Annotated in this window: 20 protein-coding genes, 1 tRNA gene and 1 riboswitch; of the genes, 18 read left to right on the top strand and 3 right to left on the bottom strand. The window is 49.3% G+C overall.

Going from position 1 to position 21,958, the window contains the following annotated elements; all coding sequences use genetic code 11:
• Positions 1-349 precede the first annotated feature (349 nt).
• Positions 350-448: riboswitch (TPP riboswitch) on the top strand.
• Positions 449-536: 88 nt separating this feature from the next.
• The 6 genes from AC0THY_RS00945 (at position 537) to spoVT (ending at position 6,850) form a co-directional block, all read left to right on the top strand.
• Positions 537-1,196 (top strand): energy-coupled thiamine transporter ThiT, encoded by a 660-nt coding sequence (locus AC0THY_RS00945; protein WP_489992607.1) that lies wholly within the window; start codon positions 537-539, stop codon positions 1,194-1,196.
• Between the two features lie 127 nt (positions 1,197-1,323).
• Positions 1,324-2,169: a riboflavin kinase gene (locus AC0THY_RS00940; protein ID WP_489992606.1), complete on the top strand. Its 846-nt coding sequence runs from the start codon at positions 1,324-1,326 to the stop codon at positions 2,167-2,169.
• 137 nt (positions 2,170-2,306) lie between these two features.
• Positions 2,307-2,663, top strand: coding sequence for an Hpt domain-containing protein (locus AC0THY_RS00935; protein ID WP_489992605.1), 357 nt, complete (start codon positions 2,307-2,309; stop codon positions 2,661-2,663).
• A gap of 13 nt (positions 2,664-2,676) precedes the next feature.
• A complete protein-coding gene (locus AC0THY_RS00930; protein ID WP_489992604.1) occupies positions 2,677-4,788 on the top strand; it encodes a GGDEF/HDGYP domain-containing response regulator in 2,112 nt (703 codons plus the stop codon).
• 200 nt (positions 4,789-4,988) lie between these two features.
• Complete coding sequence (locus tag AC0THY_RS00925; RefSeq protein ID WP_489992603.1) at positions 4,989-6,212, top strand: hypothetical protein; 1,224 nt, start codon at positions 4,989-4,991, stop codon at positions 6,210-6,212.
• An 89-nt stretch (positions 6,213-6,301) separates the two neighbouring features.
• A complete protein-coding gene (gene spoVT, locus AC0THY_RS00920) occupies positions 6,302-6,850 on the top strand; it encodes a stage V sporulation protein T (RefSeq protein ID WP_489992602.1) in 549 nt (182 codons plus the stop codon).
• Here the strand turns inward: spoVT and AC0THY_RS00915 are convergent.
• The 3 genes from AC0THY_RS00915 to AC0THY_RS00905 form a co-directional block, all read right to left on the bottom strand.
• Positions 6,825-7,400, bottom strand: a complete 576-nt coding sequence (locus AC0THY_RS00915) for a M15 family metallopeptidase (protein WP_489992601.1) — start codon at positions 7,398-7,400, stop codon at positions 6,825-6,827. The genes spoVT and AC0THY_RS00915 overlap by 26 nt on opposite strands.
• Positions 7,401-7,512: 112 nt before the next feature.
• Positions 7,513-8,982: a nicotinate phosphoribosyltransferase gene (locus tag AC0THY_RS00910; protein WP_489992600.1), complete on the bottom strand. Its 1,470-nt coding sequence runs from the start codon at positions 8,980-8,982 to the stop codon at positions 7,513-7,515.
• 18 nt (positions 8,983-9,000) lie between these two features.
• Positions 9,001-10,179: a cation diffusion facilitator family transporter gene (locus AC0THY_RS00905; RefSeq protein WP_489992599.1), complete on the bottom strand. Its 1,179-nt coding sequence runs from the start codon at positions 10,177-10,179 to the stop codon at positions 9,001-9,003.
• Between the two features lie 157 nt (positions 10,180-10,336).
• Between AC0THY_RS00905 and AC0THY_RS00900 the strand changes: the two genes are divergently transcribed.
• The 12 genes from AC0THY_RS00900 to AC0THY_RS00845 all read left to right on the top strand — a co-directional run bounded on the left by AC0THY_RS00900 (position 10,337) and on the right by AC0THY_RS00845 (position 21,925).
• Positions 10,337-10,750, top strand: a complete 414-nt coding sequence (locus AC0THY_RS00900; RefSeq protein ID WP_489992598.1) for a DUF4430 domain-containing protein — start codon at positions 10,337-10,339, stop codon at positions 10,748-10,750.
• A 9-nt stretch (positions 10,751-10,759) separates the two neighbouring features.
• Complete coding sequence (locus AC0THY_RS00895) at positions 10,760-11,272, top strand: hypothetical protein (protein WP_489992597.1); 513 nt, start codon at positions 10,760-10,762, stop codon at positions 11,270-11,272.
• A 75-nt stretch (positions 11,273-11,347) separates the two neighbouring features.
• Positions 11,348-11,419 (top strand) — tRNA-Gln (locus AC0THY_RS00890).
• Positions 11,420-11,545: 126 nt separating this feature from the next.
• Positions 11,546-12,253: an acyl-[acyl-carrier-protein] thioesterase gene (locus AC0THY_RS00885; RefSeq protein WP_489992596.1), complete on the top strand. Its 708-nt coding sequence runs from the start codon at positions 11,546-11,548 to the stop codon at positions 12,251-12,253.
• A 12-nt stretch (positions 12,254-12,265) separates the two neighbouring features.
• Positions 12,266-13,102 carry a CvfB family protein gene (locus AC0THY_RS00880; protein WP_489992595.1) on the top strand — a complete coding sequence of 279 codons (837 nt, stop codon included), beginning with the start codon at positions 12,266-12,268 and terminating at the stop codon, positions 13,100-13,102.
• A 95-nt stretch (positions 13,103-13,197) separates the two neighbouring features.
• Complete coding sequence (locus tag AC0THY_RS00875; protein WP_489992594.1) at positions 13,198-13,431, top strand: polya polymerase; 234 nt, start codon at positions 13,198-13,200, stop codon at positions 13,429-13,431.
• Positions 13,432-13,561: 130 nt separating this feature from the next.
• Positions 13,562-14,167, top strand: a complete 606-nt coding sequence (locus tag AC0THY_RS00870; RefSeq protein ID WP_489992593.1) for a class I SAM-dependent methyltransferase — start codon at positions 13,562-13,564, stop codon at positions 14,165-14,167.
• A complete protein-coding gene (locus AC0THY_RS00865; RefSeq protein ID WP_489992592.1) occupies positions 14,160-15,083 on the top strand; it encodes a CPBP family intramembrane glutamic endopeptidase in 924 nt (307 codons plus the stop codon). The genes AC0THY_RS00870 and AC0THY_RS00865 overlap by 8 nt, the downstream gene beginning before the upstream one ends.
• Positions 15,084-15,110: 27 nt before the next feature.
• A complete protein-coding gene (locus tag AC0THY_RS00860) occupies positions 15,111-18,593 on the top strand; it encodes a DNA polymerase III subunit alpha (protein ID WP_489992591.1) in 3,483 nt (1,160 codons plus the stop codon).
• 61 nt (positions 18,594-18,654) lie between these two features.
• On the top strand, positions 18,655-19,629 hold the full coding sequence (pfkA, locus tag AC0THY_RS00855; RefSeq protein WP_489992590.1) for a 6-phosphofructokinase: 975 nt from the start codon (positions 18,655-18,657) through the stop codon (positions 19,627-19,629).
• Between the two features lie 17 nt (positions 19,630-19,646).
• Positions 19,647-20,294, top strand: a complete 648-nt coding sequence (locus tag AC0THY_RS00850; protein WP_489992589.1) for a potassium channel family protein — start codon at positions 19,647-19,649, stop codon at positions 20,292-20,294.
• Positions 20,295-20,467: 173 nt separating this feature from the next.
• Positions 20,468-21,925 carry an HD domain-containing protein gene (locus tag AC0THY_RS00845; protein WP_489992588.1) on the top strand — a complete coding sequence of 486 codons (1,458 nt, stop codon included), beginning with the start codon at positions 20,468-20,470 and terminating at the stop codon, positions 21,923-21,925.
• The last annotated feature ends 33 nt before the right edge of the window (positions 21,926-21,958 follow it).

The raw sequence follows: 21,958 nt of genomic DNA, 5'->3' as shown, positions 1-21,958 counted from the left end.
TTCGTCTCTAAGTTTCCGTAGGCAGAGGATCTCATCTTCATTAAAAACGCACGCCAATTGTCCCCGAAGCATAGCCCTGCGCCGGTGGAAGCTGTTTCCTATAGGCGGGAGATGGTGCCACTCAGACGATTTCTGAACGGCTTTGGGGAAGTTTTATGTTCCACTAGGTTCTGGAGAAAGCAGTCGCTTGGGCGTTGGCAGCTCTCACGCAAACACGTGCAACGCTCTGGGTAGTAACGACCCGTCTGAACAATTACGATAAAATACCATAAAAGCAAATTCCCTCTATGCAAAAGCTTGACATTTTCCGCATGGATGATACAATATTTTTGATAAATTAAATAACAGAAGATTCAGCTAGGGGAGCCTTCGGGCTGAGAGAACATTGTGTTGACCCTCACTACTTGATCCGGACCATACCGGCGTAAGGAAGCAAAATAATCAGTAGTCCCCTCCTGGATATGTCCGGTTTACCCAAAAGAGAGAAGGATATCCCTCTTTAATGGAACCGGGTGCAGAGAAAAGGAGGTTTTTTTATGTCATTTTTTGTAACCGCATCGGAGGAGGGGTATGCCCTTACCACTGCAGGGTATGCCCTTGTTGCCGTTCTGCTGGTAGCGCTGGTTGTGATAGCAGCGCTGGCAGCCAAGAAAAAAGAGAGAAAAAAGATGAATGCCAAGCAGTTGGCGTTCTGCGCTATGGTAATTGCGCTGGGAACCATCACCTCTATGATGAAGGTTTTTGAGTTTCCCTTCGGCGGGGCAGTGACGCTTTTCAGTATGCTTTTTGTGTGTCTGGCCGGCTATTTTTACGGCCCGGCTACCGGGATACTCACTGCTGTGGCCTATGGGGTTCTGCAGTTTTTAGTTGATCCGTACATTCTGTTCCCCGCCCAGGTGCTGGTAGATTATGTACTGGCCTTCGGAGCCCTGGGGCTTTCCGGCTTGTTTTACAGATCGAAAAATGGATTGGTAAAAGGCTATTTGCTGGGGATCTGCGGGCGATATGTGTTTTCCGTAATCTCAGGATGGATTTTCTTTGGCGAGTATGCCTGGGAGGGCTGGGGAGCACTTCCCTATTCTCTGGCTTACAACGGAGCGTACATATTTTCAGAGGGGGTGGTCACAGTGATTATCCTGGCAATCCCCGCAGTGGCCCACGGATTTGACCAGGTCAAAAGAACGGCGGTGGAGTGACACAACATGTTAGAGCTTGGCTTAGCCAGGCTCTTTATTTTTGAAAGGACCATTGATAAATTTCTTTGAATTGCGTAAAATGTAGAAAGATACGATTAAAAAAGGTAAAGGTAAGGAATCATAACGCATGCAGATTTATAATCACTTAATCAATAGAAAAAACACTTGTGCCGCCATAGGAGCGTTTGATGGGATGCACTTGGGGCACAGGGCTGTGCTCAGACAGCTTGTAGAGGAGAGCAGAAAGCGGGGAAGGGAGGCTGTGGCAGTGACCTGGAAGGGAGGCACAGAAGGGCAAAAGGTGCTGACCAACCAGGAAGAAAAGGCGTGGCTGATGGAGAAGATCGGCGTGGACGTAATGGTGTTTTTGGACATAGAAGAGTTGGAAAAAGGCTCTGGCGAGCTGGAGACAGAGATATTGCGCAGGCTGGGGAGTTCCCTGGTGGTTTCCGGGAATACGGCTGGGCCGGGACTGCAGGGCACAGATCTGTGCAGAGTTCGGGAGGTCTGCGATGAGAAGGGAAGGATCAGTACCGACCGGGTGCGCAGGGCCCTTATTTTGGGAGATATGGAGTACACAGCGCAGCTCTGCGGATATCCTTATATAATGATGGGCAGAGTGGTGCATGGAAAAGCCATCGGAAGAACCGTGGGTATGCCCACTGCAAATCTGGCAGTGCCGTCTGAAAAACAGTATCCCCCAAACGGAGTCTACGCGTCTTTGGCAAGAGTGGACGGTCATGTCTATCGGGGGCTTACCAATATAGGTCCCAGACCCTCTGTGGATGACCTGCCCCAAATAACGGTAGAGACCTTTATTCAAAATTTTGACAGGGAAATCTACGGGGAACCCATGGTGCTTGAGATACATAAGCATATTCGGGACATTCGTAAATTCTCCGGCATAAAAGAAGTGAGGGAGCAGGTTCAGAGAGACGTTGTGCAGGTGAAAGAATATTTTGACAAGCGGTAGCTGCGTACTGCTGCCGGTCAAGAAGTGAACAGAAAATTTTAGGGAAAACAAGCTGGTCATATTAGGGTCACACATTGAAAAGGCTCTGTGTATATGTTATAATGGCGTAAATACACGGGGTTATGGAGGAAAAGCTTATGTCACTATTTGAAAATATGAACCCGAATCTGTTGGAGAAGGAAGCGGTAATGCTTCGTTTTATGAATAACGAAAAGCTGTGGGAAAAGTTTGCGGTAAAGTTCCTGGAAGACCAGACTTTCCAGGGACTGCAAGGCGCAATGGAGAGCAGGCAGAAGACAAGAGCTTTTGAGGAAGCCCATACCCTGAAGGGCGTTGCGGGAAATTTGGGATTTCAGCAGTTGTTTGGAGCGTGCAGCGAGATTGTGGAAGCCCTTCGCTCGGACGCTGAGTGGTCACTGGTCGATGAGAAGTGGACCGGAGTGCAGAGAGAGTATAAAAGGGTTACGGAGGATATTGAAAAAAACAGAAATTGAGAGGTCCGCAATTATGGAGGGAAAGGATTCCGGAAAAATTCTTATTGTAGATGATTCAGAGCTCAATCGGGCAATACTGGCGGAACTGTTTTACCAGGAGTATGAGATACAGGAAGCGGAGAACGGCAGGGAGGCGCTTGAGAAGATCCAGGAGCAGGGAGAGGAGATTACAGCGATTCTTTTGGATATTGTGATGCCTGAAATGGACGGCTTCAGTGTGCTCAGGTTTCTGAATGAGCGCAGACTGATGGAGCGGATTCCGGTGTTTCTCATCACTGCTGAAACTTCCGTGGACACAGCCCTGCGGGGGTATGAAAACGGTGTTGTGGATATCATCAACAAACCGATTATCAATCCGGTAATTGTAAGAAAGCGTGTGAACAATGCGGTGGAGCTGTTTCGCAACAAAAACCATCTTCAGAATCTTGTGGACAGACAGGTGGAAACCATTCGCAGGCAGACAGAGAAACTCAATGGAATCAATATTTCAATGATCGACATTCTAAGTTCCGTGATTGAGTTTCGAAGCAATGAGTCAGGACAGCATGTGCGCCATATCCGTATGGTGACCCGGAAAATTTTGCAGAAGCTGAGACAGGAATATGAGGAGTACCCGTTTACGGACGAGGAGATTGAGATGATCTCAAATGCGTCAGCTATGCACGATGTGGGCAAGATTTCCATACCGGATTATATATTGAACAAGCCGGGAAAGCTTACTGCAGAAGAGTTTGATGAGATGAAAAAACATACCATATACGGATGTGAAATCATAGCCAGCATTCCCTTTTTCCGGGAGGAGGACACCTTTCGCTATGGCTATGAGATCTGCCGCCACCATCACGAGCGCTATGACGGACGGGGGTATCCCGATGGCCTGAAGGGGGAGGAGATTCCTGTGGCGGCCCAGGTGGTGTCCATAGCGGATGTGTATGATGCCCTGGTCTCTGACCGGGTATACAAAAAAGCCTGTACCCACCAAGAGGCCATTGCAATGATACAAAATGGGGAATGCGGAAACTTTAATCCCAAGATTCTGGAATGCTTTTTAAACATGGCGGATGAGTTGGACAGGGAGTTGTACGGAAAGGAGGATAAACAGGAATCCGGTTTTCTGCACAGACTGACTGTTCCGGTTGCGGCAAAGGCGCCTGTTCAGACCTGCCTTTCCGACTATGCCCTGGAGATGTTTGAGAGGGAACGCCAGAAGACCCAGTGGTTTAATGAGATGTCCGGAGAGATTCTGTTTGACTACAATAAGATAATAGATGAGATTGAGTTTACAGAAAAATTTCATGAGGTTTTTGGGGAGTGCACCCACATTCATCATGCCAGGGATTACATAGAGAGATGCAATTTTGCAGACCGGACAGATATGGAACGGATACAGAGGGAAGTCGCTTTTCTGACACCCCAAAATCCTCTATACAAGACAAGACTGTCTCTGGATACCCTGAAACACCAGGGAGAACTTTTTGAACTGTACCTGCGGGTCATATGGGGGAGCAGCCCCCATGATGAGTATGCCTGTGCGGGATATATAGGGAAGATTGTCAGTGTGCGTAAATTCCAGAAAGAGACCCAGCAGTGGCGGCAGAGAGCGCTTCATGACTATCTCACAGGCGCTATGAACCGCCATGCGCTTTGGAATCAGATGGAGCTGTTGCTGAAAGGGGATATACAGGACGAGTTTGCCATTCTCTTTATGGATTTGGACGGCTTTAAGAACATAAATGACACGATGGGGCATTTGACAGGAGACAGGGTCTTAAAGCAGATTGCCAGAATTCTGCAGGACAATGTGAGGGCCAGCGATATTGTGGCCAGGGTTGGGGGTGATGAATTTATTGTGGTTTTGGAGGGCATGAAAGGGGAGGAAGCGATTGCCAACAAGGCGGAATGGATTCGTACCCTGATCTGCGAGAACAGAAATTCCGAGCAGGTTTCCTGTAGTATCGGAATTGCCAGATATCCCGCTGATGGTAAGGACCTGCAGGTGCTTTTAGAAAAAGCGGATAAAGCGCTATACGCTGCAAAAAATAGGGGAAAGAACTGCTATGAGTTTTACAGCCCTGAGCTGGAAGAGATAGAGTGCAGCAGTTCATGGCTGGAAAAGGGGAAATAAATCATTGCTTGCGCGGCAGCTTAACCGCTGGCGCATGGGTTAACGTTACTGGTCGACAACCCCGCTGCAAAGCAGCGGGGTTGTTGACTTGACATACCCCAAGGGGCATTATATAATCATGGGTGTAGCCAGAGGCAATGGAACAAAGAGCAGGCCGGACTGGGGGAGCTCGGTTTGGCTGCAGCAATGGAGGATGAATAATGAATAGGATGAAGAAAAGTGCTGTACTGCTGGTTGCTGCGTTGGCTGCGGCGGCTATGCTCATGGGATGCAGCAAAAAGGGGGAGACAGAGTCCGTAGCTGATCAGCTGACGGAACTGACGACGGAGAAACCAACGGAAAAGGTTGAAGAAAAACCCGGAACAGCGATCACAACCACAAAAACATATACATCTAAGGATAAGACAATGTCTATAAAGCTGCCGGATGAATCCTGGAAGAATACAAAGGACGCGGATGATACCCTGGAATTTGAGTCTGATGGAAAGGGTACGATCACGGTGAATCACATCACCGGTACGGATATTTCCAAAGTGAAGCTGCCCTCTACCAAGGAGGAGGTTCTGGATAATCTGGAAACAGCAGGGAAAGACATCAAAAAGTACGAGGTGATCAACTTTACGAAGCAGACAGTGGGAACCTCGGATAAATACCATACGATTGTTAAGTGTACGGATTCAACGGAGAAATATGCATACACAGTGGGGTACGATATTGTGTCTGACACGGATATCTACTCTGTGACAGGCGTGGTTGAGGAGGAAGATGAAGAGCTGATGCGTCAGATTCAGGTATCTGTGGAGAGCTTCCAGGTACTGAAAAAGTCATCAAGCACTAAGAAAAACGGCAGTACCACCGGCCAGTCCGAGAGTACAGACTCCACGGACAGCAGTTCCTCGTCAGCAGGGAAGACCACAGTAATCTATGACAGCAATGGAAATCCTATCTATGTGACACAGGATGCCAGCGGTGTGTGGAAGGACAGCAATGGAAAGACCTATGAAATGCAGCAGTATGGTGCCCTGGGAAGCGATGGTTACTGGTATACTTATGACAGCTCCTCATCGGACAACAACAACAGCAATACGGACAACGACAATAAAGAAACCAACAGCAGCGGCGAGACCAGTGGATTTTACGATCAGAGCGGCAACTATATTGCAGTGACCAAGGACAGCAATGGCAACTGGGTGGACAGCTACGGCACGGTTTACTACTTCGGCGAAAATGGAGTGACGGACAATGCCGGAAACTATTTCCCTTACAAAGGGACAGATGAAAGCAATGGTTTTTATGACAAAGACGGAAATTATGTGACGGTTACCAAGGATAGCAACGGCAACTGGGTGGACAGTGCCGGAACGGTTTACACCTTCGGGGATACGGGCGTGACGGATTCTTCTGGAAATTTCTATCCCTATTAATAGAATTTTGAATATTTTCCTCCATTTTACAGATAATAATTCCGGGTAAGCAATACGGATTATGATAAATGTAAGATGGAGGAATTTTTATGAAGGCAACAGGAATTGTCAGGAGGATTGATGATCTCGGACGAGTGGTGATACCAAAAGAGATCCGCAGGACACTGCGCATTAAAGAGGGAGCTCCGCTTGAGATCTTTACGGACAGAGAAGGGGAAATCATTCTGAAAAAATACTCTCCAATTGGGGAGTTGAGCGCTTTTTCTAAGGAATATGCAGAGGCCCTGGCCCAGGCATCCGGGCATGTGATCTGCATTACGGACAGGGACCAGGTCATTGCCGCCGCAGGCGGGATGCGTAAAGAATACATTGGGAAACCCATCAGCAGACAACTGGAAACCGCTATTAACGATCGTGAGCAGATACTGTCATCGGGAGATGACAGCAAATATGTGAAGGTGACCGGTGAGGAGAGTGAGGAGAGCCTTCCCCAGGTGGTCTGCCCTATCCTCTGTGAAGGCGACGCCATCGGGGCGGTGATTCTGATTGGTAAAGACGCAAAACGCAGAATGGGTGAGACTGAGCAGGTTCTGGCCAGGTGCGCGGCAGGTTTTATGGGGCGCCAGATGGAACAGTAGGCGTCTGGACATGATATTCTTCCAGGGTCAGCCCAGTGAGCGTCAGATAGAGGGCCAATGATCTGGTGACATACCGGATATGCCAGGGTTCGCAGGCATATCCGGTAATTTTTTCTTTGCTTTTCGGATAACGCAGAATAAATCCATAGAGAGGGGCATGACGCTTAAGCCAGATTCCCTCGGCAGTGTCCGCAAACTCTTCAATCAGATCCAGGTCCACACCGGGACAGGAGACGTCCAGGGCCAGCCCGGTCTGGTGTTCGCTGCCGCCGGGCGGGGCAATGTAACTGGTGTCCGCCGCATTGTCATAGATTTCCCGCTGTCTTTCATAGGAGCGGTAACCAGAGATTCCATAGAGAGACAGACCCGCTCCCAGGGCCCCGGCGAAGAGCTGTTCTGCGGCTTTTGCGGCACGGTATTCCAAAAGGCGTTTCGGGTCCCCCTCAGGGGCAATAAACGGGATGGAGGGCTCCATCAGATTGTCGGGAATATATGAAGGTGCCAGCCGATGTTCTTTGTTGACCAGCATTTCATATTCAAAACAGTACATAAAAATCCCCCTTTCACAGTCATCGCATAAAAGCTGCGTAGTACTATAACTATGAGAGGGGGATGTAAATTATGCTTAGTTTGTAATTATTCAGCAGGTCTGCGCAGTTACCTTAGTTTTTGTTGAGCGCTTCCGTACTCATCTCCTCCAGCAGGTTCGTTTTGAGACGGTAGAGCTTATCAGAGAGATCCACATAGACCTCCTGGGGATTTACGAAACGTCTGGTTTCATCCCAGAGGGTGTCCAACTCTTTCTGACAGTAACTGCGGATATCCATCACGCTGGGGGAAGTGTAGACACACTCCCCATTTTGAAAGACAGGAACCAGCAGTTTACGCAGGGTATAGCTGCCGCCCCGGATCTTGGTCTTCTTCCATGTGGCAAGGGGATCGAAGATAATCATGTCTTTGTCAGTGTCGAATTGTTCGTCTGTGAGTGCGATCAAGTCCGCCTTAATCTTGCGGTGTGTCTTGTCGTAAATGCGGAAAATGGTTTTGTCACCGGGGTTTGTGATTTTCTCTGTGTTTTCGGAAAGCTTAATTTTGGGGATAAAGGTCTGTGTCTTCTCGTCTTTGATCGCTGCCAGCTTGTAAACACCTCCGAATGCGGGGCAGTCTCTGGAGGTGATCAGATTGGTCCCCACACCCCAGGAGGAAATCCTGCAGCCCTGGAGCTTCAGGCTCTCGATCAGGTACTCATCCAAGTCGCTGGAGGCAGAGATGTAGGCATCCTCAAAGCCAGCCTCATCCAGCAGAACGCGGGCTTTCTTAGACATGTAGGCCAGATCTCCGCTGTCCAGGCGGATTCCATAGTTCTTCAGGGAAATGCCGGCGTCTCTCATCTCCTGGAATACCCGGATGGCGTTTGGAACACCGGACTTTAAGGTGTCATAGGTGTCTACCAGGAGGCAGCAAGCATCCGGATAGAGGGATGCATAGGCTTTGAAAGCGGTGTACTCGTCTGGGAAACTCATGATCCAGCTATGGGCGTGGGTTCCCTTTACAGGGACATCAAAGAGCTGTCCGGCCAATACATTGGAAGTACCGATACAGCCTCCTATCATGGCGGCTCTGGCTCCGTACACCCCGGCGTCCGGACCCTGGGCCCGGCGCAGCCCGAACTCCATGATACCGTCTCCCTTAGCTGCGTAAACCACACGGGAAGCCTTGGTGGCGATCAAGCTCTGGTGGTTTATGATGGTCAGTATGGCAGTTTCCACCAGCTGTGCCTCCATGATGGGGGCAACCACCTTGATCAGTGGTTCCCTGGGGAAGACCACTGTTCCCTCAGGAATGGCATAGATATTTCCTGAGAAGCGAAAGCTTGAGAGGTACTCCAGAAAATCCTCCTCAAAAATGCCCAGTCCCCGCAGATAACTGATATCCTCACCGGAAAAATGCAGGTTTTTAATATAGTCAATCACCTGATCCAGACCTGCTGCAATGGCGTAACCGCCCCCGGAGGGATTGGTCCGGTAAAAAGCGTCAAAGATTACGGTCTCACGAGCCTGACTTTTGAAATAGCCCTGCATCATCGTCAGTTCATACAGATCTGTTAACAGCGTCAAATTCATAGTACTCATAGTATTTTCCCCGTTTCTCTATTTTGTGGCAACAAAACTCTTTTCTATAGTTATAACACATTGGTACCTTTTATCCAAGACTGATATTTTATCAGTAATTTTCTGCCTAAGCTCCTCCTGCTCGCTTTGACTGCACTGGTAGGGCACAACCAGATCAAAGATCAGGTTGATCTGCTGCCTGCCGTCCACCATTCGGAAATCGTGCATGGAAAGTTCAGGGTTTACCTCCCTTAAAACGGAATCCAGTTGGGAGCGCACAGCCAGGATATGCTCGTCCCTGGTCTCTATGGGGTCCATATGGATGACCAGTAAAAGCCCCAGTTCATGTCCTACCTCCCGCTCTATCCTGTCAATGGTCTCATGGATCTCCTGAATATCCGCATCCTTTGGAACCTCAGCGTGTATGGAGGCCATGCTGCGGCCCGGACCATAGTTATGTATGATCAGGTCATGGCTGCCCATAATACCCGGATAGCTCTCCACGAGGACAGAAATTTTTTTGGCAAGCCCCGGGTCTGCCGGGGAGCCGATCAGCGGGGCAAGGGTGTCTTTGGCGATGCCGATACCTGCCCAGAGCACCACAGCGGCCACCACCACTCCCACAATGCCATCCACATTGATTCCCAGAAAGTGGAAGACCAGGAGGGATACAATCGTGGCGGTTGTGGTAAACACATCCCCCAGAGCGTCCGCCGCTGTGGCCAGCATTACCTGGGAGTTGATGCGCTTTCCAAGTCTGCGGTTGAAGGCACCCAGCCAGAGCTTGACGCAGATGGAGAGACCGAGAATGGCTATGGACACAAGCTTGAAGTTGAGTTCCTCCGGATTCATGATTTTTTTTATGGAATCCGTGAAAAAGGAAAAGCCCACCTGGATTACCAAAAAGGCTACAACCAGAGCGCAGATATATTCAATACGCCCATGCCCAAAGGGATGATCCTCATCTGCAGGCTTGCCGGCCATCCTTACCCCGATGAAGCTGATAATGGAGGAACCGGCATCCGAGAGATTGTTGAAGGCATCCGCTGTGACAGAGATGCTGTTCAATACCATTCCGATGATGAACTTGACCACAAACAACAGTACATTACATAAAATACCCACAATGCTGGACAGTATACCGTAGGCTGTGCGCACGGAGATACGGTTGGTTTCCTTCCAGTCCTTTACAAAAAGTTTAACTAACAGATCCGTCATGGTTATGCTCCTGTTCTACTTATAATATCAATGTGATTATACTCCATATTCTGCCAGGATGGGATAAAAATTTTCCTTTTCTATTGTAAATTGACAGGGAAGAAAATCAATGGTAGCATAGTAGACAGCGGATTATATAAGAAGGGGACTGCAAAAGATGGAACAGACGAAGGAACAGAAAAACTTTAAAAAGATTCTGGTGGGGCTGATATTCCTGGTCCTGGCGATCCTTGTGCTCTATTGGGTTTACCGGACCTTTATGCCCGGGGGACAGAGCGGTGACAAGAAGATTACGGTTAAGGTAATACACGGGGATCAGACAGAAAGGACCTTTGTTTACCAGACGGATGAGGAGTACCTGGGTGCGGTGCTGAAGGCGGACAAGCTGGCGGAAGGGGATGAGGGGCAGTTTGGTATGTTCATCACCTCTGTAGACGGTGAAAAGGCGGATGACACAAAGCAGCAGTGGTGGTGTCTCACCAAAAAGGGGGAACAGGTCAACACTTCTGCGGACCAGACTCCCATCAGCGATGGAGATACCTATGAACTGACGCTTACAGAAGGATATTAAGGTGCTGCCATGAAAACCAGGGAGCTTGTGACTATGGCTTTCCTCACTGCCATCATGTTTGTGGGACAGGTGGGGATGGCCTTTCTTCCCAATATTGAGATCGTATCTCTGCTCGTTATCCTCTACACACAGTTATATCGAAAAAAAGTGTTTTTGATCATTTACCTCTTTGCGTTTTTGGAGGGTGTAATATACGGATTTGGAATATGGTGGATCAATTACCTCTATATATGGAGTATATTGGCGGTTGTGGTACTTTTAGTTCCAAAGAAACAGCCTGTTCCTGTGTGGGCTGTCATTTCAGGTATCTATGGTCTCTCCTATGGGTTTTTGTGTGCAATTCCCTACTATATAACCGGAGGGGCCGGGGCCGGATTTTCTTACTGGGTTACCGGAATACCATTCGACATTCTGCACTGTGTGGGAAATGTGGGGGTTACTTTGGTTCTCTATAAACCTGTCTCTGCGATTTTGAGAAGGCTGACGGATTTACAGAGGACGGGTATGAAAAACAATTTTTGAAAAAATTGAAAAAATTTGAAAAAAGGACTTGCATTTTTAAAAAGAATCCTTTATAATACGTTTTGTTGTGAACGATGGGCTATCGCCAAATGGTAAGGCAACGGACTCTGACTCCGTCATTTCAAGGTTCGAATCCTTGTAGCCCAGCTGCTAAGGCTGCTTTGAAAAAAGCAGCCTTTTGTTTATATCATAGGAAAGTCCTTCGGAATTCCCTATGATATAAAAAGCCCTCCGGGCGGGATTCATTTTTACCTAGAAGAAAGGAAGCGTAGAATGATTTACCAGTTTGAGAGCCGTGTGCGCTACAGTGAAGTGGACAGGCACCAGAATCTGACTCTAAATGCAATTATAAATTATTTTCAGGACTGCAGCACCTTCCACTCAGAGCATATTGGCCTGGGACTCTCTTATATGGAGGAACATCAGAAAGCATGGGTGCTATCCTCCTGGCAGATTGTGATTCACAGGAACCTAAAGTTCGGGGAACCTATCACTGTGCAGACTTGGCCCTATGACTTTAAAGGGTTTATGGGGAGCAGAAACTTTGCCCTCCTGGATGAGGAGGGGAAGCGTGTGGTCAGCGCCAATTCTCTTTGGTCTTTTTTAGATGCAGGGACAGGCAGGCCGGTAAAGGTTGCTCCGGAACAGATTCGGGGATATGTGCTGGAGGAGAAGCTTCCCATGAAATATGCGCCCAGGAAAATTGCTCTTCCAAAGCAGATGGAAGAGATGGGGCAGATTACGGTCCAGAATCATCATCTGGACACCAACAACCATGTGAACAACGGTCAGTATGTGCAGATGGCCTACGAGTTCCTTCCGGAGCAGTTTGTGCTGCGCCAGATGCGTGCGGAGTATAAGAAGCAGGCAAAACTGCACGATCATCTGGTACCATGGGTGAAACTAGAGGAAAAAAGCTGTACCGTGGTGCTCTGCGGTGAGGACAGGACCCCATACGCGGTGGTCTCATTTGAGGAATAACAGGAGAGGAATATGTTACAGGTTGGGAAAAAGCAGGATCTAGTGATTGTAAAAAAAGTAAATTTCGGCGTCTATCTTGCGGAGGCAATGGATGCCTCAGACAAGGTGCTTCTTCCAAAGAAAGAGGTACCTGAGGATGCCAATACAGGAACCAAGCTGTGCGCGTTTTTGTACATGGACTCCCAAGACCGTATGATCGCCACACTGCGGGAGCCTGTGCTGGAGCTGGGCGGCCTGGCTGTGCTGAAGGTGGCGGATGTGGGCCGGATCGGAGCATTTTTGGACTGGGGCCTGGAAAAAGACCTGCTGCTGCCGTTTAAACAGCAGACCAGGAAAGTGCGCCCTGGGGAGAGCTGCCTGGTGGCGCTTTACCAGGATAAGAGTGGGAGGCTGTGTGCCACCATGAATGTATATGAGTACCTGAGCACGGATTCCCCATACCGCAAGGATGACCGGGTGCAGGGAACCATCTACCAGACCAGCAGTGAATTCGGAGTGTTTGTGGCAGTGGACAACAGGTACTCCGGTCTGATACCTCAGAGAGAGGCTGCAGGTCAGTACCGGATTGGGGACAGCATTTCCCTGCGTGTCACGGAAGTGAAGCAGGATGGAAAGCTGGATCTGAGCGCCAGAGAGAAGGTGGAGGTGCAGATTGACCGGGATGCAGAGGCGATCATGAAAGTGATTGAGGAGTATGAGGGCGTCCTGCCCTTTGGAGACCGGGTCTCCCCGGAGATCATCAAGCGGGAGTTCGGCATGAGTAAAGCGGCTTTTAAGAGAGGTGTAGGCCGCCTGTACAGCCAGGGAAAAATCGAGCTTCTGGAGAACCGCATAAAAAAAGTGAAGTAAAACAGAAAAAATATTTGATTTATAATGGTATATAGTTTATATTATAGGTAATAAACATAAAAACATCAGAATTTCTATAGAAAGGGGTTTTAGCAATGAAAGTGCAAAATATTACAGATATTGAAAAGTTTTTCAAAGTGATCGACAGCTGCGAGGGAAAGGTAGAGCTGGTTACAGGGGAGGGTGACAGACTGAACCTGAAATCCAAACTTTCCCAGTACGTTTCCATGGCAAATATCTTCTCTAACGGGGAGATCCCTGAGCTGGAGATCATCGCGTATGAAAAAGAAGATATTGATAAATTGATTTCTTTTATGGTAAATAACTAAGAAGTGATCGGCAAGTTAGCTGCCCGGAGGCGTTGTTTCCTGGCAGCTTTTTTACCATTGTAAAGGCAACCGGTATCAAGCAGAACGCAGCAAAAGATTTTTACGAGAGAAAGTTAGAAGGAGAGGTAAATTGGACTCGATAGACTATTATGAACGGTATGCAGGCGTATACTATGAAAATACGGCGGACCTGGATCTGGGGGAGGTTCTGGACCGTTTTTTGGATCTGCTCCCTGAAAATGCGGAGGTGCTGGATTTAGGCTGCGGTTCCGGAAGGGACAGCCTTTATCTGGAGGACAGGGGCTGCTATACAACCCTGCTGGACGGCTCCAAGGAGATGTGCAAGCTGGCTGAGATCCACACGGACAAAGAGGTGCTGAATATGACCTTTGAGGAGATGGATTTTGACGAGGTATTTGACGGCATCTGGGCATGTGCTTCCCTCCTGCATGTGGAGGAGAGAGATATGGACCGCATCATGGGAAAAGTTATTGCAGCGCTGAAGCCCCGGGGGATTCTCTACATGTCGTTCCAGTACGGTACGGCACAGGAAATTCGCGGGAACCGTTTTTTTCACGACTATACGGAGGAGGGTGCTTACGCCATGCTGAAACGGCAGCCGGGTGTGAAGGTTCTGGATATCTGGACAACACCGGATGCTGCTGGAAAGAGCAGAAAGTGGCTGAACGTGTTGGCTAAAAAGACAAGCGGAGTATTGGAAAAAGAATATGAATAAAACAAAGAGTATAAACAGGCTGTTATTATTTATGGTGATCTGGGCACTGGCCTCCAGCTTTGGGCTGGGATGGCTTTTCCGGGGGTTGAGCGCAGCCCAGCTTCTGGTGGTTTCAGAGTTGGTCTATTTTCTGCCGGTGGTGGGATATTTGCTGATTAAGAGGATTCGTCCCAGCCAGTGGATTCCCTTTAAGCTGCTTCCCATCTCAACCATATTGATGTCAGCGCTGGCAGCCTTTTTGCTGCTGCCTTTAGTGACCTTTATCAATCTGTTGTCTATGATGTTTGCCACCAACTTTGTGAATGGAACGGGGCAGCAGCTGATGGAAAACCCGTTTTTGGTCAATCTTTTTGTCATGGCAGTGGTTCCGGCAGTGGTGGAGGAACTGATTTTCCGCGGTGTCTTGTACCACGCCTACCGGGAAAAGGGAGTCATATTGGGCGCAGTAGCCTGCGGGCTGGCATTTGGAATCATGCATCTGAATCTGAATCAGTTCTGCTATGCTGCGGTTCTGGGTATAATTTTCTGTATTTTTGTGGAAATCACAGGAAGCATCTTTTCTTCCATAACAGCCCACTTTGTAATCAATGGGTGGAATGTACTGTTGCTGGCAGTGCAGCAGCCCCTGCAAGAATTTGTGAGCAGTATGGGACAGGAGACCAATACGGCTCTCACACAAAATGAGATGGTGGATGCAGTTCTGTACTATGGTATTATGGCAGTGATTGCCACTGCGCTGGCCATAGGCGTGCTCATCTGGATGACAAAGCACTGTAAGAGAGAGGCGCATATGCGTTGGTGCTTTTCCAGGCATCCCTTGCCTGAGGGGCATAAGAAAAGCTTTGTAACCCCCTGCTTTATCATTGCGGCAGCGGTTGCCCTGATTATCATGATTCTTCAGGAGATATTGATTTGAGATAAGGATATGAGAGAGAGGTAAGCTTTGAATTTTACACATTTGCACGTCCATACGGAGTACAGCCTGTTGGACGGATCTAATAAGATAAAAGAGTACGTGGCCAGGGTCAAGGAACTGGGAATGGACAGCGCTGCGATCACGGACCACGGGGTCATGTTTGGCGTCATTGATTTCTACCGGGAGGCAAAAGCCGCCGGGATCAATCCAATTCTTGGATGTGAAGTCTACGTGGCGCCAAATTCTCGTTTTGACAAAGAGACAACCGGCGGGGAGGACCGTTATCACCATCTGGTATTGCTTGCGGAAAACAACCAGGGCTACGGCAACCTGATGAAAATCGTGTCCAAGGGGTTTGTGGAGGGATTTTACTATAAGCCCAGAGTGGATATGGAGGTGCTTGAGCAGTATCATGAGGGGATCATAGCCCTCAGCGCCTGCCTGGCCGGGGAGGTACAAAGATATCTGGTGCGGGGGCTCTACGAGGATGCAGTGAAATCAGCTTTCCGGTACCAGGAGGTGTTTGGTAAGGGAAACTTTTTCCTGGAGCTGCAGGATCACGGAATACCGGAACAGAAGCTGGTGAATCAGCAGCTTCTGCGCATGAGTCAGGAGACGGGCATTGAGCTGGTGGCCACAAATGACGTGCACTACACTTACGAGGAGGACGTGGCTCCCCACGATATTCTGCTCTGCATCCAGACCGGAAAGAAACTTGCGGATGAGGACCGCATGCGCTATGAGGGAGGCCAGTATTTTGTGAAATCCCCTGAGGAGATGGAGGCGCTGTTCCCCTACGCAAAGGAGGCACTGGAGAACACTCACAGGATTGCCATGCGCTGCCATGTGGATATTGAGTTCGGCGTTACCAAACTGCCCAAGTACGATGTGCCGGAGGGATACAGTTCGTGGGAATATCTGAACAAGCTCTGCTTTGAAGGGCTTAAGGAGCGGTATGAGATCCAGAACGGGGAGCTTGAGGAGAGGCTGAACTATGAGCTGAACACAATACGGACCATGGGGTATGTGGATTACTTTCTGATTGTATGGGACTTTATCAAGTTTGCCAGGGACCATGATATCATTGTGGGCCCGGGAAGGGGGTCCGCGGCTGGAAGTCTGGTGGCGTACACCCTGGGTATCACCAAGCTTGACCCCATCAGGTATAATCTGCTGTTTGAGCGTTTCTTAAACCCTGAGCGCGTATCCATGCCGGATATTGATATCGACTTCTGCTTCGAGAGAAGACAGGAAGTCATAGACTATGTGGTGGAGAAATACGGAAAGGACCGGGTGGTTCAGATCGTAACCTTCGGTACCCTGGCGGCTCGGGGTGTAATCCGGGATGTGGGCAGGGTCATGGATCTGCCCTATGCCATGGTGGATTCCATTGCAAAGATGATTCCCACGGAGCTGAATATCACCATTGACAAAGCGCTGAATCAGAATGGGGAGCTAAGGCAGCTCTATCACGACGATGAGCAGGTCAAAAATCTGATTGACATGTCCAGAAGGCTGGAGGGACTACCCAGGCACACTTCCATGCACGCGGCGGGTGTGGTGATCAGTCAGAAGTCCGTAGATGAGTATGTGCCTTTGTCAAGGGCCAGCGATGGTTCTATCACCACCCAGTTTACCATGACCACGCTGGAGGAACTGGGGCTTTTGAAGATGGACTTTTTGGGACTGCGCACCCTTACCGTGATCCAGAACGCACAGAAACTGGTGGAGAAAAGTACAGGCAGAGCCCTTGATATGGACAGGATTGATTACAATGACAGGGCGGTGCTGGACTCCATCGGAACGGGAAAGACGGAGGGAGTATTCCAGCTGGAGAGCGGTGGTATGAAAGGGTTTATGAAGGAGCTGAAGCCACAGAGCCTGGAGGATATCATTGCAGGTATCTCCTTGTACCGTCCGGGCCCCATGGACTTTATTCCCCAATATATCAGGGGAAAGAACAACCCGGATACCATCACCTACGACTGTCCGGAGCTGATGCCCATTCTGGAGCCCACGTACGGGTGTATCGTATACCAGGAGCAGGTTATGCAGATTGTGCGGGCGCTGGCAGGCTACACCCTGGGACGAAGCGATCTCCTGCGCCGGGCCATGTCCAAGAAAAAGGCTGCGGTGATGGAGAAGGAGCGGCAGAACTTTGTGTACGGAAATGAGGAGGAGGGAGTTCCGGGGTGCATCAAAAACGGCATCCCTGAGAAGGTGGCAAATAAGATCTATGATGACATGATCGATTTTGCCAAGTATGCCTTTAACAAATCACATGCCGCGGCGTATGCGGTGGTGTCTTACCAGACTGCGTATCTGAAACACTACTATCCCGTGGAGTTCATGGCAGCTCTAATGACCAGCGTGATTGACAATCCCAGAAAGGTGTCGGAGTACATTCTGACCTGCCGTCAGATGGGGATTGCCATCCTGCCGCCGGACATCAACTGTGGGGAAGGAGCGTTTTCCGTTGACGGGAAAAATATCCGCTACGGGCTTTCCGCGATCAAGAGTATCGGCCGTCCTGTGATTGAGGCCATTGTGAAGGAACGGGAGGCCAGAGGCCGGTATAAAACACTGAGAGACTTTATCGAACGCCTTTCCGGAAAAGAAGTGAATAAGCGTACCATTGAAAATTTCATCAAATCCGGGGCTTTGGACAGCCTGGGGGGAACCAGAAAACAGCTCATGATGATCTACGTCCAAATCATGGACAGCGTGAACCAGGAGAAGAAATACGCCATGACCGGCCAGCTCACCCTCTTTGACTTTGTGGGTGAGGAGGAAAAGCAGGCCTATGATATCCGGCTTCCAGATGTGGGAGAGTATGATAAGGAACAATTGCTGGCTTTTGAAAAAGAGGTCCTGGGCGTGTATATCAGCGGGCATCCTCTGGAAGACTATGAACAGCTGTGGAAGAAAAATATATCAGCTGTGACCTCCGATTTTCTTCTGGATGAGGAGAGCGGACAGGCCAAGATGGAGGACGGCAGAAAAGTTGTGGTAGGGGGTATGATTACCGCAAAGACTGTAAAATATACACGCACCAATAAGACCATGGCGTTTATCACTGTGGAGGACTTGGTGGGGACCGTGGAGGTTGTGATTTTCCCCAGAGATTATGAACAGTTCAGGGGCCTTTTGGAGGAGGACCGTAAGGTCTTTATCCGGGGCAGGGTGTCCGGTGAAGATGAGAAGGACAGCAAGATGATCTGTGAAAAGATATGGAGCTTTGAGGATATACCAAGGGAGCTGTGGGTACAGTTTCCCAGCATGGAGGACTACAAAAACCAGGAGGACGCGCTCTTTGGATTTATCCGTGAGGAGGAGGGCAGGGACCAGGTGGTGATCTATGTAAAGTCGCCCAAGTCAATTAAAAGGCTCTCGGAGAACTGGGGAATTCAGATAAACCAGGAACTTTTGCATAAGTTGACGGAATATTTTGGGCCGGAGAACATAAAAGTTGTGGAAAAGTCTATTGAAAAACTTGGAAAAATGCATTAGAATGATGTAGGATGACGAACCAAAAGACACAAAATACTCGTAGATCACGGAGGTATTAAATATGGCAAAAGAAGTAAAGACAATAGGAGTTTTGACCAGCGGCGGAGACGCCCCCGGTATGAACGCGGCCATCCGGGCCGTAGTCCGCAAGTCCATTTCCAGAGGACTGAAGGTAAAGGGCATCTTAAAAGGGTACAACGGGCTTTTGAATGAGGAGATAATTGACATGACAGCCCGCAATGTATCAGATACCATAGCCAGGGGAGGTACGATCCTCTATACAGCCCGTTGTGCGGAGTTCCGCACGGAAGAGGGGCAGAGAAAAGGCGCTGAAGTCTGCAGAAAGCACGGCATTGACGGTCTGGTTGTGATCGGCGGTGACGGTTCTTTTGCCGGAGCCCAGAAGCTGGCGGCTTTGGGTATCAATACCGTAGGTGTTCCGGGAACAATAGATTTGGATATTGCATGTACAGAGTACACCATTGGATTTGATACAGCGGTAAATACAGCGATGGAGGCCATTGACAAGGTGCGTGACACCTCCACCTCCCATGAGCGCTGCAGTATCATTGAGGTGATGGGCCGGAATGCGGGTTACATTGCCCTCTGGTGCGGAATCGCCAACGGAGCGGAGGATATCCTGCTTCCTGAGAAGTATGACTATGATGAGCAGAAGCTGATCAACAATATCATCAACAACAGAAAACGGGGAAAGAAGCATCATATCATCATCAATGCTGAGGGTATCGGCCACTCAACCAGTATGGCCAGACGAATCGAGGCGGCCACCGGCGTGGAGACGAGGGCCACGATCCTGGGTCATATGCAGAGAGGCGGAAGCCCTACATGTAAAGACCGTGTATATGCTTCCATGATGGGAGCCTATGCAGTAGATCTTCTTGCGGAAGGGAAGACCAACCGCGTGGTGGGGTACAAAGACGGTGAGTACACAGACTTTGATATTGATGAAGCTCTGGCTATGCAGAAAAATATCAATGAATATCAGTTTGAGGTGAGTAAGGCCCTCTCTGTCTGATGGTGAGGAGAAAAGGTATGGCAGCAAAATCGTTTGTTGTGTTTGGACTCGGAAAGTTTGGCTACAGCGTAGCCACTTCCCTGTGTAACAATGGCTGTGAGGTGCTGGCTGTGGATCTGGACGGGGATATCGTGGAGGATATAGCAAACGATGTGACCTTTGCAGTAAAGGCCAATGTCACGGACCCGGATGTATATAAGAGCCTGGGGATTGGGAACATGGACGGCGCTGTGGTGGCCATCGCGGACAATATGGAGGCCAGCATACTGGCTACGATTTTTTCCAAGGAGGCAGGAATTCCCTATGTGCTGGCAAAAGCCACATCCGCCACACATGCAGCAGTGCTTCAGAAAGTGGGGGCGGACCAGATCATAATGCCTGAAAAAGAGATGGGTTCCCGCGTGGCCAGGAACATGGTTTTTGGTAAATTCATGGATACTTTTGAACTCTCCTCTACCTATAGCATGGTGGAGATGGAAGTCCCGGAATCCTGGGCCAAGAAGTCTTTGAGGGAGCTGGATGTGCGCAGCCGGTATGGAGTGAATGTGATTGCCGTGAGGGATGGCGAAAAGATCAATGCGAATATCGACCCCGACATTCCCCTTCTGGAGCATCAGATTATCCTGACTGTGGGCAACAACGATGATTTAAAGCGTATACAGTAGAGTAAGGCGGCGCCGGGGGGACTGGCGCTGCTTTTTTGTTTCATAGGAAAGTTCGTCCTATGAAATAAAAAATGCTCCGCAGGCGGAGAATCCCGCGAGCGGGATTCTTTTTTGCCCGGAAACTTTCCGGGAGGGAACAGAAGCGGACTGAACCGCTTGTACAGGAGGATTTTATGGATGGATATAAGCTGAACTTTACGGACAAGATACTGGACAATGTACATGGGTTTATTGAATACACGGATGTGGAGCGGGAGATCATTGAGCTGCCTGTGTTTAAGCGGCTTCAGAGTATCAAGCAGCTGAGCCTGACCAACTGGATCTTTCCGGGGGCTGAGCACACCAGGTTTATCCACTCCCTGGGAGTTATGCATATTGCGGACCAGATGGCCATTCAGTTGAGATATACGGATGAGGAGCGTCAGCTTGTGCGCCTGGCGGGACTGCTGCACGATTTGGGCCACTATCCCCTTTCTCATGTGGGAGAGCGGGCTTACATGCAGTTGTCTGAGAAACCGGAGGATATTTTGGGGAATCAGAAGAGAAAGGTGATTTCAAGGCTTGCGGCGCTGAGTCACCGGAAAATGGATTTCATGCAGGAGGCCTCCAATTCCTATCACCATGAACGGATCACAGAGGCAGTGATACGCAGTGACCGGGAGATTCCCGCTATTATTGAAAAATATTGCGGAGGCAGCAGGCTGATTAATATAGATAACATCTGTTCCATTATTGTGGGCAGCACTCAGAGGAATCCTGAGATTTCCGGCCTGGTTCAATTGGTCCACTCAGAGCTGGACGCAGACAGGATTGACTATATCATGAGGGATGCCACCTTTTCCGGAACCAGCTATGGTAGTTTTGAGCTGGGACTGTTTCTGCGCAGTTTGACAAGAACCTCCTACAAGGGGGCGGAGATTGTGGGTGTGCACGCAAAGGGGATCTCCATAGCGGATCAATTTCTGATGAACAGGTACTATTCATTTACCCAGGTGTTTTTTAACAGACATGTATCCATCCTGGAATTTATGGCAGGATTTTTGTCAGAACAGTTTATTCAAAGGGAACAGGGGGAATATCCATCCAGGGAAAGGCTTCTGGAATGGATAAAGGGGCATCATACAGGTACGGATTTTCTCTACTTTACGGACAGGGCATTTTGGGACAGCCTCCATCATGCTGATTTAAGCGGGTGTCCCGCTGGGCATCTTCTCGGTCAGAAGCTGCTCAGATACCAGGAGCTGGATTTGACAAAAAACAGGGAGATTTGCATCACCTTTTCTTCCAGTGAGGAGCTTCTGAGGCTTTTGGGTGAGCATGCCATCTATAAAAACCTGATGGACCCCTCAGTGCCGTATATTCCGATCTTATGTATTGAAAAGTTTACGGATCAGATACCCGTTGAGAGGTATGAAGGTATGCTAAGGCAGATGTGTACAGAAGGCGGGATATCGGAGGCGGATGCCCAAAGGATGAGGATACACAGGCTGCAGGAGGGGATCACCATCATTGAGGAGGGCAGGGAGCCCATGCTGCTGGCCGACAGCCCAGCCTCCCTCATGTCCAGGCTGTACGATACCGGGGTGTGTATCCTGCGGGAATACCAACCGGGAGTGCCTTGCCAAGTATAATAGGTACCCGTTGGATGACGGAAGGATGCAGAA

The organism is Ruminococcus sp. 8Y-12 (assembly GCF_058119865.1).
This window is presented reverse-complemented; position numbering and strand designations above follow the sequence as displayed.